The following is a 13,850-nucleotide window of genomic DNA, read 5'->3' as shown; positions in this document are numbered from 1 at the left end:
CTCGCTCGTATTTTCGATTGTATTGTTGTTCGAGTTACATTGCTGGCAGGAAGACGGTTACGGCCGTTCCTTTGCCTACAGCGCAGTCTATCTCGACTCGGCCGCCGTGCAATTCGACAACGCGCTTTACGATCGCAAGTCCCAGCCCGCTCCCTTCCGCTTCGCGGTTGCGCGATTTATCGGCCATAAAAAAGCGTTCGAAGACGCGTTTGCGATCTTCCTCGGTCATACCAATTCCGGTATCCCGTAAGATAACTCCGATTTCACCATTTTCAGCCTGAAGTTCGATGGAGATGTCACCGCCCTCGGGTGTAAATTTGATGCTGTTGCTGAAAATGTTTAGCCATACTTGGCTTAGCAGGTCTTCGTCTGCATGAATCGCCGTTTTTGGAAGCTCCAGGTGAATATTTAAGCGTTTGGGCGCCCATTGCGGCTCCGCGGCTACGACAATACGGCGCAGCTGACTATCAAGTCGAACGAGCGATGGATGGAAGGGTAGATGGTTAGAATCCATCGTCGCCAGTCGGAGCATGTTCTCACTGAGTCGGGACAGTCGCATGCTTTCGTGCCGGATTATGTTCAGACAGCGCTGTTGCTCGGCTTCATCAAGCCCGCCCCTTTGCAAGATGGAGACAAAACCCGAAATGGACGCCAGCGGTGTTTGAAGTTCGTGGGATACGTTGGAAACAAACTCCTGACGCATCTTTTCGACTTGGCTCATCTCGTGGGCCATTTGTTGAAATTGCTCCGACAAGACGCCCAATTCATCTTTATTTTTTGTCTGAAGTTGGATGTTATAGTCTCCCTTAGCAATTTTTCTGGTTGCGGCGGTCAATGCTTTTAAGGGTTTCACCACTACGCTAGTAAAAAGGATAAACTTGGTGTTAGCGATCACAATTGCAATCACAATCAAAACACCCAAAATCATAAACAGCTGAGAATTATTAGTACCTTCCGGATGGATTACGAGTGCCAGCTGTTCGTCCGCAGTTTGTAAAGGGAAACCCATGTGCAAGCTCGTTGGTAGAGGCAGAACGGATGTGCGTCTTACGACTTCAGCGCCGTTCTGGATGCGGTGGATATCCTCGCCTGTCAGGTTGGGTTTGTTTGTTTGACCATAAGCGTAGCGAAGCCCGTTCCGATCGTATACCCATAGGCTTATCTTCTGCTTTTCAGACAACTGTTTTAGAAAAGGATCACGTTCGTTTGGCGCCAAACTGGAAAAAGCATCGGATATCAACCCGTTTCGCACCGCATACTCTTGTTGGATGGATTGCGTGATCTGATCTTTAAATAAATAAATGGTTACCGGAATGGCGCCTCCGATACCTATCACTACAGCTGCGAAAAAGAGCAGTACAATTTTTAAATATAAGCTTTTAATCATAGCTTTCCGTCACTAACCTGTATCCGAGACCGCGAACCGTTACAATGCGAAAAAGGTGAGCATAGTCGGCAAATCGCTCCCGCAGCCGCTTAATATGAACATCGACCGTCCGCTCATCCCCTTCGTGGTCGAAGCCCCATACCGCTTCGATTAACTGGTCTCGCATAAAGATTTGGCCGGGATAACTCGCAAGTTGATATAATAGTTCAAATTCCTTAAGCGGCAAGTTCCAATTGGCGTTTCCGTCCGAAACCGTCCCCCGAAGCCGATCCAGCTTGAAACTGCCCAATCTAACCATCTTATCGGCCGCAATCCGGTACCGGCGCAGCACCGCTTTGATTCGGGCCACCAGTTCCTGCGGGTCAAAAGGCTTAACCAGGTAATCATCTGCGCCTAGGCCGAATCCTTTCACCTTTTGACTTGTCTCATGCTTAGCCGTAATCATGATAATCGGCAGTTCGGGGTTCAAGCGCCGAAGTGCCTGGCACAAATCCCACCCATCCATGATTGGCATCATGACATCTAGCAAAACCAAATCCGTAGGAGCGCTCTCTATTTCAACAAGCGCTTCCTTGCCGTTAACCGCTCCCCGGACACGAAAACCTTCATGGTTCAAAACCATTGAAATCATTTCCCACATATGCGTATCGTCTTCAACTACGAGAACACTTGTCATTGCCTATGCCTCCTTATAATGTGCAAAGAAAATATAGTTTTAGACTGATTCATTAACAGAAACAGCGGTGGAACAAGACTTGAAAAATAGTAGAGTGAGGGGCTGGGCATCCAGCCCCTCCTCATCAAACCGTACGCGAGGTTTCCCCTCATACGTCTTTCCGACGTTCATCACCTCGAGCATTACGCTTCATGATGATGCCAAAGCTCGCTTAAATTCATAATAAAACCTCCTATTAGAGCAATTAATTCTAGTTTGCTTCTAATAGAAGGTTTTAAACTGATGATTTAACTAGCGTTCCCAGTAAGAGAGATAAGCAATATGTTTAAATCAGAACTAATCTTACACCGATTTTACAAATCTGGAGCCAGCTATATCCATGCCGGTATTTCCGAGTTTCACATTTTCCATTTCATTACCTCCGCTGAGCTAACTAAATTCGCAGCGGCGTGGCAGTGAGAACCAGTCCGTCAAGCCATATTAGCTGCTGTTCGGTGAAGGTATTCATGTCAGCGGCCTGCAAGCTCGCATCCAATTGCTTCGGACGACTAGCGCCAATAATGGCCGGGGTGATTCCCGGCTGCTGCGTAACCCATTTTACCGCAGTCCTTACTGGATTCACTTCCTGCTCTTCCATCAAGCATACGCCGGTGGGATTTTCACCCAAATCTATTATATCAAAGTCTAGTAGAGATACTAGGCTTTTAATTTTGCCAGACTCCCTCTGATCTTAAGGGGAAGCTTGGCTCTCCAATTGACCAGAAAAATACTGATGCAGATTAACGCGCCTCCGAAACCTGCATACCAATGCAGTTTTTCGCCAAGCAGCAGCCAGCCTGAAATGACGCCAAAGAGCGGCACTAGAAACAAGTAGGCGCTTGTTTTGCCGGGGTCCCCTTTTTGCAGCAAATAATACCACATCGAAAACTGCACGATCGAACCTAACACGGCCAGCCAAACGATGACGGCTGCCGATGACGCCGTAAACCGGAAGCTGGGATGCTCCAGCAGCACGCTGGCACCAAGCAGCACAATCCCTCCAAACAACATCTGATATGCGGTCAGCACCCATGTATCCAGTCCCGGCCCCCACTTTTTAAAGAGCAAGGTCGCAACGGCAAAAGATAAAGCCCCCATAAAACCGATCGCCGTGCCGGGCTGAAACTGCAGATGGAAACCAAACGTCGCAAACACCCCGGCAAAACCTAATACTACGCCAACCCATTGGGCGAAACGGTATTTCGCCTTCGACAACAGCGTATCCAAAATGACGACCAACAGCGGATTCATGCAGGTAAGTATCGCCGACTCTCCCGATGTGATCCAATGCATGCTGTAATAAGCGCAGCCCATGACGCCGGCGGATTGAAACAGCCCGATCGCGGACATTTTCAGCCAGCCGGCGGCCTGGCGCGGGTGAGGCCGCTTAATCACGACAACCGCCATAATTAGCCCGGCCAGCACAAACCGGATTCCCATCAGCAGAAAAGGGCTCACGTCGGATAGTCCGATTTTTCCTATTGGAAACGCAACACCCATCAAAAAAGTGGTGAACAGCACAAAAATCCAGTATACGGAACGATTCATTTCTCCATCCCCTTGGCATTTGATGGATTCATTGTAAAGCGGACTACGTTTCATGTAAAATGAATATAACCGATAACATCCATCAATATAAATGATATCAAAATGAACGGGAGGGAATGAAACATGGAAAGCGGAGACTTACGAGTGTTCCAAATTGTCGCCCGGGAAGGCTCGATTACCAAAGCGGCGGCGGAATTGAATTACGTGCAGTCCAACGTAACGGCACGGATTCAGCAGCTTGAAGCGGAGCTGCAGACGACGTTATTTACCCGCCATAACCGCGGCATGAGACTTACGCCCAGCGGCTCGCTGCTGCTCTCCTACGCAGACAAAGTCATTGGCCTGCTGGAAGAAGCCTATAAGGTCGTCACGGAATCCACCGAGCCGTCCGGCGCATTGACCATCGGCTCGCTGCAGACGACAGCGGCGGTCCGGTTGCCGAAGCCGCTGGCGGCTTATCTCAAAACCTATCCGCAGGTTCATTTGTCGCTAATTGCCGGGCATACCCGCCAGCTGATCGATAAAGTGCTGCGTTATGAGCTTGACGGCGCCTTCGTCAGCGGCCCCGTCCATCATCCCGAACTTCTCGAGGAGCTTATCTTCGAGGAAGAACTCGTCATCGTCAGCGAATTTGCAATAAACAGCTTGCACGATGCGGTGGTCAGACCCGCACTCGTCTTCAGCGGCGGCTGTTCGTACCGTGAACTGATGGAGCAATGGCTGCACGCATGCTCTGTGCATCAGCCGCAGATCATGGAATTTGGCACATTGGAAGCGATTATAGGGGGCGTATCCGCCGGGCTCGGTATCTCCATGCTGCCCAAAACCGTGATCGCCAAAGCGGAGGCTGAAGGCAATCTGCGCTCTCATGCAATCGAGCTGTCTCTCAGCAAAGCGCAAACCGTGTTTATCCGCAGGCAGGACGCATTTGTCAGCGCGGCGATGCGCAAATTGCTGGATGCGGTCAAGCAATATGAAAACGGATTGCAGGCACGGGAGGAAATCGGCACCACGGAGCGAATATCTTCTATGAATACAACCACCGAAAGGATGAACTACCTTGCTGCTCCAGAAAAAAGATAAATTGGTCATGATCGGCGACTCCATTACCGATTGCGGGAGAAAAAAACCGGAGGGCGAAGGCCGAAACGATTCGTACGGTCACGGTTATGTCGATATGGTCAACGCATTTCTTCAATCGGTGTACCCTCAGCTCGGCGTACGTGTCATTAATATGGGCATTAGCGGCAATACGGTTCGCGATTTGGCGGACCGCTGGCAGACGGACGTTATCGATCATCAGCCGGACTGGCTGTCGATCATGATCGGGATCAACGATGTATGGCGTCAATACGATCTGCCCCAGGTTATGGAAAAACACGTATATATCGAGGAATACGAAAACACCTTGAGGGATTTGGTGCAGCGCACGAAACCGTCGGTGAAGGGCCTTATTCTGATGACTCCGTTTTACATCGAACCCAATGCAAGCGACTGGATGAGAGCCGCCATGGACCAATACGGAGCCGTAGTCAAGCGGATTGCTGAAGAAAACGGCGCGGTGTTCGTCGATACGCAGAAAGCTTTTGAACCGGTGCTGGAGCATATATATCCGGCTACGCTGGCGTGGGATCGGGTGCATCCGAATTCGACCGGCCATATGACGCTGGCCAGAGCGTTCCTGAACGCGATTGGCTTCTCGTGGAACGGCGAGCAGTAAGTTGTAAGGAAGGTGCCGTGCATTCGGTACGTATATGCATAAATGAAACGGGCTGCGCTCCCTGTGTCTTTCAAAGACATAGGCAAGCGCAGCCCGTTTGTTACATTAAGTGTATTTTCTCGCCTTTTTCCAGCATGTCGATAAACTGTGCGATTTTTTTGGCCCGTGTCTCCGGTCTCTTAACTTGTTGAATCCGGAACAACATCGCATATCGGTTCTGGTTGTTCAGCCCCTCGAAAAAAGCTTTCGCCTGCGGATGAGCTTGCAGCGCGGCGGCAAAATCGTCAGGCACGGTGGCCGAGCTTTGCGGCGCGTAAGCCGCTTCCCATTGCCCATTGCGTTTGGCGGCTTCGATTGCCTGTAATCCTTTCGGTTTCATGCGGCCTTCGGCAATCAACCGTTCCACCTTCTCCTTGTTGACCTTGGACCAGATGCTTCTTGGTCCTCTTGGCGTAAAGCGCTGCACCCACGTCTTGTCGTCGTAAGCCTCCTTGCGGCTGTCGATCCAGCCGTAACAAAGCGAGCTTTCCAACGCTTCGGCATACGTTACTGACACAACGCCGGACTGCTTTTTGGCAATATGCAATCTTACCCCCGGAGAGGTCTCTCCGTTTTCTTCAAGCCAGCTTTCCCAGAATGCTTGGTCCGGGCATAATAACAGCGGCAGCTGCTCCGATTGGGATGCCATCGTCAACTCTCCTTTCACCGGTTTATCCGCTTACATTTTTGGGCGTATACAATCCATATAATAGATTCGCTTGACTGAGGCGCGATTCCTTCGGTGTTGTTTAATAAGCGATTCCGACACGCGATTTTACGTACTCCACGCTTGTTAATTGACGGTAAGCAAACTCGGCAGTGTCCGAAACGGAAATGGCCGCAGCCCCGTCCGGCAAAAAGTCCCGTTCGGTCCGGTACGCGCCAAGCGGCGGGCCGTCAGGCAAATAGGTCGGGCAAATGATAGTCCAATCCAGCGGCGATTGCAAAAGAACGTCAAAAGCGCGGTGATGTTCTTCCGCCGCCCGGGTCAGCTTACGGTTGGATTCGCCGGACTGGTAACGGAGCATGCCCGGACTCGTCTTGCTTTGCAATATTCCGGCGGTGCCGATCGTCACGATGCGCCTTATGTTTTGTTGAAGCATCGTTTCCACAATAAGCGGCGTTGTTTCCGACAAGGTGGTTGTCCCGTCCGTGCTTAACGCGCTGATCACCGCATCATTTCCGGCCGCCGCCCGCTGCATATCGGTTTTACTTAATGCATTGCCCTCGATTATAGTCACATTGCCGCGGACCAAATCCAACTTGTCAGGGCTGCGCACCAGCACGGTGACATGATGTCCGTCTTGCAGCGCTAAAGCCGCAATCCGGCTTCCTACCCTGCCTGTCGCCCCTAATATTAAAATATTCATATCATGGACCTCTTCCTGCCGGTCTGAGGCCGGTAATCTATATAATCCTGCCATGCCGTTATTATATCAAATGTGCCGCAAATCGCGAACGCACCTTATATCTACACCTTATACCAACTAATTTGATAGGATTTTCAGATTTTTTTCCCGGAGTATCTTGATTGTGAACGAGGTTCTACGATATACTTTTTATGCAAATACAAGAATAAGGAGCAGGAGCATGGAAAAAACACTTATTTTCGGTCATAAAAATCCGGATACCGATACGATCTGTTCGGCTATCGCATACGCTGATTTAAAAGCAAGCCTTGGTTTTGACGTAGAGGCTGTTCGTCTGGGCAGCATCAGCTCAGAAACCCAATACGCGCTGGATCAATTCAAGGCTGCCGCGCCGCGCCTTGTGGAAACGGTCGCTAACGAAGTAAAAAGCGTTATTCTCGTTGACCACAACGAACGCCAGCAAAGCGCCTCCGATATCGATCAAGTGCGCGTAGCGGAAGTCATCGACCATCACCGCATCGCCAACTTCGAAACAAGCGGCCCGCTGTACTACCGCGCCGAACCGGTTGGCTGCACGGCAACCATTTTGAACAAACTGTACAAAGAAAACGGCGTAGCCATTAAACCGGAAATTGCCGGCTTGATGCTGTCGGCTATCATCTCCGACACGCTGCTGTTCAAATCGCCTACCTGCACCGATCAAGACGTCGCTGCTGCCCGCGAGCTTGCCGGCATTGCCGGTGTGAATGCGGAAGAATACGGTCTGGCCATGCTGAAAGCGGGCGCCGATCTCAGCGACAAAACGATCGCCCAGCTGATTTCTACGGACTCCAAGGAATTTTCCATGGGCAGCGCTAAAGTAGAAATCGCTCAAGTCAACGCTGTTGACGTGAACGACGTATTGTCCCGCCAAGCCGAGCTGGAAGCTTCGCTGAACGCGATCATTTCCGAGAAAGGCTTGGACTTATTCCTGTTCGTAGTCACCGACATTTTGAACAACGATTCGATCGGTATCGCACTCGGCGGCTCCGCTGACGCGGTTGAGCAAGCCTACAGCGTGAAGCTGGACGGCAATAAAGCGCTGCTGAAAGGCGTTGTTTCGCGCAAATCGCAAATCGTTCCGGTCTTGACAGATATTTTGAGCAAGAGATAAAATGGCAGTAATATGATTTAGTCCATGTGTAACTGGCGTAACGCGGGGAACCGCGGGGGAGCACATGGAACATACGGCCGTACGCCTGGGCAAAAGTATTCGGTGGTTCATCCATCCGGATACTTTTTTTGTTTATCGTTCAAAACAATTGGAGGCGGTATGGATGGGCAAGTCGCTGAATACGAAACAATTTGCAGCCGCGCTGCAGGAAGCTGTCAAACTTGATGCGGAAGATTGGAAGAAGCAGGGGGTACGGCCGGCGCTGGCCGTTATTCTCGTGAAAGGCGATCCCGCCTCGGAATATTATGCGAACTCCAAGATGAAGCTGGCGCAAAAGCTCGGGATTGAGTACCGCCTGATCATACTCGAAGCGGATGTCGCTGAAGACCGGCTGCTGGCGGAAATCAACCGGCTGAACGAGGATCCGGACACTCACGGCATTATGCTGGAGCTGCCGCTGCCCAAACATCTTAACGTTGCCGCCGTTTCCGATGCTTTGCTGCCGGTTAAAGACGTCGACGGCATTTGCTCCGCCAATAAATGGGCTGTTTACACCGGGGAACCAGGTTTATATCCGGCCACTCCAGAGTCGTGCATCCGCATCCTGAAGTATTTCGGCTATGAGCTGCAGGGCAAACATGTCGTGCTGATCGGCCGCGGGGAAACGGTCGGGCGGCCGCTGATGCAGCTGCTGCTGCGCGAGAACGCCACGCTTACCGTGTGCCACTCCCATACGCAGCAGCTAACCCGGCATATCGCGCAAGCGGATATTTTGATTGCGGCGGCGGGCAAAGCAAATTTGGTCACGGCTGACATGGTGCACCCGCGTCTTGTCATTATCGATGCGGGCATTAATGAGACGGAAACCGGGATCGCCGGGGACGTCAGCCCGGATGCCATGGACGCCGCGCAAGCGATGACCCCCGTCCCCGGCGGCGTAGGCACGGTAACGACAACGCTGCTGTTTGAACATTTGCTTAAAGCGGTTAAGCTGCAAAAAGAAAGCGGGGTGCATGCCGATGTCCGCTTATAACCAAAACATACGCCAATTTTTGACGGACGCCGCCTCAAGTTCCCCTACGCCGGGAGGAGGCAGCATCGCGGCGCTGGCTGCCGCGCTGGGCGCGTCGATGGGCGCCATGGTGGCCAACTTGACGACAGGCCCGAAGTTCGCGGCGGCGGAGACACAGATGATCGCGCTGGCCGGACAAATGAATCAAGCAATCGGGGAATTCGAGCATCTGATCCGGGAGGATATCGATTCATTCCAGGCTTACATGAACGCGCTTGGCATGCCCAAAAGCTCGCCGGAAGAAAAAGCGGCGCGTTCGTCAGCGCTCATGCAAGCAGCCGCTGCGGCCGCGGAAGTGCCGTTTCGCTTGATGAGCCGCTGCGTGGGGTTGATGCGGCTGCTCGGCGAAGCCGCCGGTCAGGTGAACAAAAATGTCGCCTCCGACCACGGAATCGCGCTGATTATGCTGGAAGCCGCAGTCCAATCGGCCTGGCTTACGGCCGAAATCAATTTACCCGGCATGAAAAACGACGAATTAAGCGCCCATTACCGGGAACAAGGCGGCGCATGGATCGCTGAGGCGCGGCTTTTGAAGGAGCGCTGCCTGACGAATTGGGCCCATTGATTCCCAAAAAGGGGGGCTATCCCAAAAGGTAGTTAAAAACTACTTATGGGATAGCCCCTTTTCCTTGTCAACATATGACTGATATGAAATACCGGTTCCTTCCTCCCCAAAGGAATTCTCCTCAAGCCTCAGATTGACGAGATTCAACGGGAACATTCATTCCCATTCCGCTGGAAGATCGCCACCATTACGAATCGGCGGCTCGATCAGGTCCCGAAGTTCGGTCTCATGCCAAGATAATCCATTAGGATAAATGATAACTTTTAACGTTTCATTACCTGCTTTTAAGGCTTAAGAAGCTTCCCTACTTACTTTCAATGATTAGCCAGGGACAGACAATACATCCCGATCTCGTAGCCCGCTTTAGCCACAGGGTCCTTCAAATGCTCCGGCAGCTTGGAAAACTCATTATGAGCCTCATAGGTCAGATCACCCGAATAACCGATTTCGGAAAGCACCGGCAGAACGGAATGCCAGTCTACTGTACCGTGGAATGGGAACAAATGATCATCCGCCGTGCCGCAATTATCGTTCATATGGGTGGCTTTAAGATGGTGGCCCAACGTACGAAGCGCAATCCGCTGATCCTTGTACAGAAAATTGCCGTGGCCGAAATCCCAGCAGGCTCCTACTCCAGGATCTTTAAAGGCGTCAATTAACGCCACTAATTCAGCCGCATTGCTGGAGAAGCGTCTTTTGCTTTTGGGTCCTTCAATCATATTTTCGAAAGCAATGCCTACATTATGTTTCATGGCCAACTCCACGGCAAATCCGTGAAATTCCATATTCGCTTTGACGCTGGCTTCCGTATCGAATACCGTACTCGTCCTCTCCTCCGTCGGATGCAGAACAGCCCACTTTACGCCGAGGATGGAGCTGGCTATAATCGAACGTCTCATCATCTCACGATAATACTCCAGCTTTTCAGCCGGTTGATTCGACGGATGGCCGGAAATAAACACCGGGTGGGATTGCGTAAATTCAACTCCAAGCTTTTCGGCTTCATTCCTCACATCTTCGATTAACGCCTGCCAATTGTCCTTGGCCAGCTCTGTCCGGCCATCAAGGGCAGGACAGAAGTTCACGTCTTGCACGAGAAACCCCGCTTCCTTACAGCGGCGGACCGCTTCGATGTAGGGAGTATCTTCCCCATTTAAACGGTGTGAGAAGAAATTAGTTGAGGTGGATAGTCTCATCTTCAGTCATCCTTTCTTTGGATCTATAGTGAATTTGTGTTTTATTTTCAATTCAATTACCAATATAACATACGCCGATGTGCCATACACTGCTTATTTGCAGTTGTCAAAGTCAAAGATGGCGTCTTGTTCAATGAGTTTTTGGCGAAGCAGACCGGAATCTATATCCGACAATAGGGTACCCTTGTCCATAACCGATCCTATTCGATGGATTTTGTTGTGCGTTGACGACATAATACAGCGGGTCGCCACATAGATGATTTGAAAGATGAAATAAAGTGCATCTCATATGAAATAATACTGCATGTTCAGGCTTCGCTCTCCTTTGTATGATGAAATAGAGCTGACAAAAAAGAACATCCTTATTTGGTCAACTCGCAGTTCATGCCTTTACGTACGCAACGATAACGGAAGAGGGAAGGTAATTTATGGAAAACCGTGCAGAAAGACAAGTCATTAAAACGCAAGTTCTTGTTCTTGGCGGTGGCGCCGGGGGGATTGGTGCAGCAATTTCAGCAGCACGTGAAGGAGCAGAGACCATTTTAGTTGATCGCCAAGGCTTTTTAGGCGGGAATATGACTATAGGTTTACCTTTACTGGCTTTTTTGGATGCGCAAGGTCGTCAAGTAACAAGAGGTCTGCCTCAAGAGATTGTTGATCGTTTGATTGAATTGGGTGGTGCGTTCGGACATAGAGAATGTCCATTGCATAATTCAACGACAGTGATTGACCCTAATTTAATGAAAATCGTTATCTTTGAAAAAATCAAGCAATATGGGGTTCGTCCATTATTACATTGTGAAATTGTTGGAACAACTGTTGAAAATGGTGAACTAAAATCCGTTATTGTGAAAGGTAAAGGAAAAGAAATCGAGATATTTGCCGATGTATTTGTTGATGCGACAGGTGATGGCGATGTTGCTTATTTGGCGGGAGCCGAATACGAGAAGGGGCAATATGCGAATGGGGAAACCCAACCGCCTACGCTAATGTTTACACTTGGAGGCTTTAAATTAGAGAAATTTATGGATTTCTTAGAAGAACATCCGGAAGAATTAAAACATGGATCTTCAATGAAAATTCGTCCTGGTTACACAGCTCAGTTTTTACGGGCTAGTGAAAATCATGTTTTTGTTGGATTAAAAAACACGGTTTCAAAACTTAGAAAAGAAGGAAAATGCCCCATTGAACGCGATACAATTATTTATATCAATTTGCCAAAAGAAGGGTATATCGCTTTAAATTGTATCCGTATTTTGAACTTTGACGGTACAAAAATTGAAGAGTTGAGTAGAGGGGAAATCGAGTCGTATTTACAAATATTACCATTAATTAACATGCTTAAAGAAAATGTTCCAGGTTTCGAGAATGCTTATTTATCCTCTATAGCGCCATTTTTGGGTATTCGTGAAACACGCCGAATTTTAGGCAAGCAAATGATTCGCGAAGAAGCTGCTGTTCATGGAGTCATTCCTGAAGATACGATTGCTTTAGGATCATATATTATTGATATTCATAGTGGATCGGGTGATTCAACAATGATTAAGTCACTTGCAGGTCCTTATGGTATAACCTATGGGGCAACAATTTCAAAAGATGTTAAACGCCTTATGTTAAGTGGCAGATGTATAAGTGTTGATCCAGTTGTGTTTGGCTCTTCACGAGTTATGCCTACATGTATGGCGGTTGGCGAAGGAGTAGGTATTGGAGCGGCTATGGCTGCACAACAAAATATTGCCCCTGAAGATGTAGATGTTCAGGCTATAAGACAAAAATTACGCCAATATGGAGCAATACTTTCATTAGAAGACGGTTGCGTTGTCCGATAACAATGGTTTGAAGCGGGCGAGTAAAACAAAAAAAGCACCGTCAATACGGCAAACATCCCTTTAACAACGGTGCTTGTTTTTCCGCCCGAGTATGTTACAGTTGTGTGCGTCACACCCGGTTCTGCTTACGGAACTTTGAAGGACTCATCCCCATACTGTTTTTGAACACACGGCTTAAGTAGAAACCGTTATCATAACCGCAGCGATCTGCGATTTGATCCAACGTCAAGTCGTTATTGAGTATCAACTCAGCCGCTTTACGGATGCGCAAGTTGCGCACAAGCTCCGAAGGAGTCATGCGGAACGCACGCCGGAAGCGGCGAGTAAACTGGACGTGGCTAAGCCCGAGCAGTCCGGACAGCTCACTCATGCAAAAGGGAGTATGGGCATTCCGGTATAACCATTCCGATGCGCGATTCATCAGCTCATCATCCGAAGTCGCCAGGCCGGCATGCGTCTCCTGTTGCTGGACATCCTCCCATTCCTCACACGCGAGTTGCCATATGTCATTAAGTATCAATTGCTTGCGCAGGGTACTGCGCGGATCAACGGCTAGATGGAGACTGCGCAAGCAAGCAAAATCCGAAGCGAGTCGTTTACCGTCTGTTGGATGCGATTTGAACTTCGGCAACATCTGTGCGTAATCCGACCGCTGACCCCCCGCAAATTCAAACCCGATATAATGAAGCCCAAGCTGTGACAACGTTTTACGCTGAAACGTATAACCTGGAGGACAAAAAACAAGCTCCCCGGCGCTTATCGTTCCGCTTTCCGCACCGATCCGAAACTCGAATTTCCCCGATTCGATAGCGAACAGCACCCATATGGGATAAGAATCCACCTGCAATTCAAATTGTTCTTTACGTTCGAAGTATGCGTGAGAAACAAGTAGTAATGATTGATTCCATAAAGTTGGAGCGTTCATGATCGTATCGGCTCCCCCACTTGAAATAATGTATTGTTCCTCAGGCTTCTGCGATTCAACCATGTGAACCTGTCGGTGCAGGTTACGCTGGATAAGAAATGATGGGTCCCTTTTTATCGCGCCAGTTTTATCAGTCTGGATGAATCAATCGCGCGGCTGCGCTTGCCAAACCGGAACTGTTCGGACGATTATGGCCGCCGCACGAAAAAAGGCCCGTTTAAGGGCGCTTTTGCAGCTATCAGCGAGTTAGAGGAACGTGCGGGCGGAATACGATCCCGTTTGGCAATTATCGCATCCTACCGCCCGCACGCGTATATTGACACCAATAACC

14 protein-coding genes and 1 riboswitch are annotated in these 13,850 nt (G+C 49.7%); of the genes, 6 read left to right on the top strand and 8 right to left on the bottom strand.

Going from position 1 to position 13,850, the window contains the following annotated elements; genetic code table 11:
- Positions 1-34: 34 nt before the first annotated feature.
- The 4 genes from EYB31_RS03535 to EYB31_RS03520 form a co-directional block, all read right to left on the bottom strand.
- Positions 35-1,387: a sensor histidine kinase gene (locus tag EYB31_RS03535; RefSeq protein WP_131011889.1), complete on the bottom strand. Its 1,353-nt coding sequence runs from the start codon at positions 1,385-1,387 to the stop codon at positions 35-37.
- On the bottom strand, positions 1,380-2,063 hold the full coding sequence (locus EYB31_RS03530) for a response regulator transcription factor (protein WP_131011888.1): 684 nt from the start codon (positions 2,061-2,063) through the stop codon (positions 1,380-1,382). Before EYB31_RS03530 ends, EYB31_RS03535 begins: the two co-directional genes overlap by 8 nt.
- A 433-nt stretch (positions 2,064-2,496) precedes the next feature.
- Positions 2,497-2,730, bottom strand: a complete 234-nt coding sequence (locus tag EYB31_RS03525; RefSeq protein ID WP_206105429.1) for an aldo/keto reductase — start codon at positions 2,728-2,730, stop codon at positions 2,497-2,499.
- Positions 2,731-2,759: 29 nt separating this feature from the next.
- On the bottom strand, positions 2,760-3,650 hold the full coding sequence (locus EYB31_RS03520; RefSeq protein ID WP_131011887.1) for a DMT family transporter: 891 nt from the start codon (positions 3,648-3,650) through the stop codon (positions 2,760-2,762).
- A gap of 123 nt (positions 3,651-3,773) precedes the next feature.
- Here EYB31_RS03520 and EYB31_RS03515 point away from each other — a divergent pair, with 123 nt between their 5' ends.
- Both EYB31_RS03515 and EYB31_RS03510 read left to right on the top strand, forming a co-directional pair.
- Positions 3,774-4,733 carry a LysR substrate-binding domain-containing protein gene (locus tag EYB31_RS03515; protein ID WP_131011886.1) on the top strand — a complete coding sequence of 320 codons (960 nt, stop codon included), beginning with the start codon at positions 3,774-3,776 and terminating at the stop codon, positions 4,731-4,733.
- A 7-nt stretch (positions 4,734-4,740) separates the two neighbouring features.
- A complete protein-coding gene (locus tag EYB31_RS03510) occupies positions 4,741-5,370 on the top strand; it encodes an SGNH/GDSL hydrolase family protein (protein ID WP_420819422.1) in 630 nt (209 codons plus the stop codon).
- 100 nt (positions 5,371-5,470) lie between these two features.
- Here EYB31_RS03510 and EYB31_RS03505 read toward each other — a convergent pair whose 3' ends face one another.
- Together EYB31_RS03505 and EYB31_RS03500 are read right to left on the bottom strand one after the other, a co-directional pair.
- The gene (locus tag EYB31_RS03505; RefSeq protein WP_131011884.1) at positions 5,471-6,058 is read right to left on the bottom strand and encodes a YdeI/OmpD-associated family protein; all 588 of its coding nucleotides are present in this window, start codon (positions 6,056-6,058) and stop codon (positions 5,471-5,473) included.
- A gap of 100 nt (positions 6,059-6,158) precedes the next feature.
- Positions 6,159-6,779: an NAD(P)-dependent oxidoreductase gene (locus EYB31_RS03500; protein ID WP_131011883.1), complete on the bottom strand. Its 621-nt coding sequence runs from the start codon at positions 6,777-6,779 to the stop codon at positions 6,159-6,161.
- A 220-nt stretch (positions 6,780-6,999) separates the two neighbouring features.
- On the opposite strand from EYB31_RS03500, the gene EYB31_RS03495 reads away from it, so the two are divergent.
- The 3 genes from EYB31_RS03495 to EYB31_RS03485 all read left to right on the top strand — a co-directional run bounded on the left by EYB31_RS03495 (position 7,000) and on the right by EYB31_RS03485 (position 9,569).
- Positions 7,000-7,932: a manganese-dependent inorganic pyrophosphatase gene (locus EYB31_RS03495; protein ID WP_131011882.1), complete on the top strand. Its 933-nt coding sequence runs from the start codon at positions 7,000-7,002 to the stop codon at positions 7,930-7,932.
- 18 nt (positions 7,933-7,950) lie between these two features.
- Positions 7,951-8,030: riboswitch (ZMP/ZTP riboswitch) on the top strand.
- A 65-nt stretch (positions 8,031-8,095) separates the two neighbouring features.
- Positions 8,096-8,965, top strand: coding sequence for a bifunctional 5,10-methylenetetrahydrofolate dehydrogenase/5,10-methenyltetrahydrofolate cyclohydrolase (locus EYB31_RS03490; RefSeq protein WP_131011881.1), 870 nt, complete (start codon positions 8,096-8,098; stop codon positions 8,963-8,965).
- Entirely contained in the window at positions 8,952-9,569 is a 618-nt protein-coding gene (locus EYB31_RS03485; protein ID WP_165452189.1) for a cyclodeaminase/cyclohydrolase family protein, read from the top strand. The genes EYB31_RS03490 and EYB31_RS03485 overlap by 14 nt, the downstream gene beginning before the upstream one ends.
- 314 nt (positions 9,570-9,883) lie before the next feature.
- Here EYB31_RS03485 and EYB31_RS03480 read toward each other — a convergent pair whose 3' ends face one another.
- Complete coding sequence (locus tag EYB31_RS03480; protein ID WP_131011879.1) at positions 9,884-10,765, bottom strand: sugar phosphate isomerase/epimerase family protein; 882 nt, start codon at positions 10,763-10,765, stop codon at positions 9,884-9,886.
- 428 nt (positions 10,766-11,193) lie between these two features.
- On the opposite strand from EYB31_RS03480, the gene EYB31_RS03475 reads away from it, so the two are divergent.
- Positions 11,194-12,594, top strand: a complete 1,401-nt coding sequence (locus EYB31_RS03475) for an FAD-dependent oxidoreductase (RefSeq protein ID WP_131011878.1) — start codon at positions 11,194-11,196, stop codon at positions 12,592-12,594.
- Positions 12,595-12,703: 109 nt separating this feature from the next.
- On the opposite strand, the gene EYB31_RS03470 is transcribed toward EYB31_RS03475, so the two are convergent.
- Positions 12,704-13,519, bottom strand: a complete 816-nt coding sequence (locus EYB31_RS03470) for a helix-turn-helix domain-containing protein (protein ID WP_165452188.1) — start codon at positions 13,517-13,519, stop codon at positions 12,704-12,706.
- Positions 13,520-13,850: the final 331 nt, after the last annotated feature.

Source organism: Paenibacillus thalictri, from assembly GCF_004307995.1.
GTDB lineage: Bacteria > Bacillota > Bacilli > Paenibacillales > NBRC-103111 > Paenibacillus_AF > Paenibacillus_AF thalictri.
This window is presented reverse-complemented; position numbering and strand designations above follow the sequence as displayed.

What these genes read in the sequence shown, in the direction of transcription:
- EYB31_RS03485 (WP_165452189.1), top strand. Translation starts at nt 8,952, where the DNA reads ATGTCCGCTTATAACCAAAACATACGCCAATTTTTGACGGACGCCGCC.
- EYB31_RS03495 (WP_131011882.1), top strand. Translation starts at nt 7,000, where the DNA reads ATGGAAAAAACACTTATTTTCGGTCATAAAAATCCGGATACCGATACG.
- EYB31_RS03515 (WP_131011886.1), top strand. Translation starts at nt 3,774, where the DNA reads ATGGAAAGCGGAGACTTACGAGTGTTCCAAATTGTCGCCCGGGAAGGC.
- EYB31_RS03470 (WP_165452188.1), bottom strand. Translation starts at nt 13,519, where the DNA reads ATGAACGCTCCAACTTTATGGAATCAATCATTACTACTTGTTTCTCAC.
- EYB31_RS03530 (WP_131011888.1), bottom strand. Translation starts at nt 2,063, where the DNA reads ATGACAAGTGTTCTCGTAGTTGAAGACGATACGCATATGTGGGAAATG.
- EYB31_RS03510 (WP_420819422.1), top strand. Translation starts at nt 4,741, where the DNA reads ATGATCGGCGACTCCATTACCGATTGCGGGAGAAAAAAACCGGAGGGC.
- EYB31_RS03475 (WP_131011878.1), top strand. Translation starts at nt 11,194, where the DNA reads ATGGAAAACCGTGCAGAAAGACAAGTCATTAAAACGCAAGTTCTTGTT.
- EYB31_RS03490 (WP_131011881.1), top strand. Translation starts at nt 8,096, where the DNA reads ATGGGCAAGTCGCTGAATACGAAACAATTTGCAGCCGCGCTGCAGGAA.
- EYB31_RS03520 (WP_131011887.1), bottom strand. Translation starts at nt 3,650, where the DNA reads ATGAATCGTTCCGTATACTGGATTTTTGTGCTGTTCACCACTTTTTTG.
- EYB31_RS03535 (WP_131011889.1), bottom strand. Translation starts at nt 1,387, where the DNA reads ATGATTAAAAGCTTATATTTAAAAATTGTACTGCTCTTTTTCGCAGCT.
- EYB31_RS03500 (WP_131011883.1), bottom strand. Translation starts at nt 6,779, where the DNA reads ATGAATATTTTAATATTAGGGGCGACAGGCAGGGTAGGAAGCCGGATT.
- EYB31_RS03480 (WP_131011879.1), bottom strand. Translation starts at nt 10,765, where the DNA reads ATGAGACTATCCACCTCAACTAATTTCTTCTCACACCGTTTAAATGGG.
- EYB31_RS03505 (WP_131011884.1), bottom strand. Translation starts at nt 6,058, where the DNA reads ATGGCATCCCAATCGGAGCAGCTGCCGCTGTTATTATGCCCGGACCAA.